A 376-nucleotide genomic window follows, 5' to 3' on the forward strand; every position below is an offset into this window, starting at 1 on the left:
GACCAGGACTTGAAATACGCTTTTCCCTTAATCACACCGGAAGACACGCCTTTTTGAAATCCTGGCGTCGCGGGTTCATTACCCTGACTGGTGGAAAAGAAAGACCGGTCTTTCTGCGCCACCATTGTTTTACAGATAAATACCGTTGCGGTTCCGTTCTGTAAATCGCGGGCATACGCCGTATTGGAATAGGGAACCACTATCGGGCCGACCGGCGGTGGTGGAGGGGACCAGCACGGGTCGGGAAATGCGCCTGCTGATTTGCCGTCTGTCGCTTTGGAACAGGCCTCGCGCCCGTTGATAAAGACATTTGTGTCCATACATTAATTCTCTGGATAATCGCTGGAGTGGGACTGCCACTGAACAATTGCCGCCG

The 376-nt window shown here is 52.9% G+C and carries 1 protein-coding gene; it reads right to left on the reverse strand.

Annotation, left to right across the window (positions count from 1 at the left end):
* The coding region (locus M989_RS24060; protein ID WP_064549273.1) for a PAAR-like domain-containing protein at positions 1–320 on the reverse strand (320 nt) is incomplete at its 3' end.
* Between the last annotated feature and the right edge of the window lie 56 nt (positions 321–376).

The organism is Kluyvera georgiana ATCC 51603 (genome assembly GCF_001654985.1).
Classification (GTDB): Bacteria; Pseudomonadota; Gammaproteobacteria; order Enterobacterales; family Enterobacteriaceae; genus Kluyvera; species Kluyvera georgiana.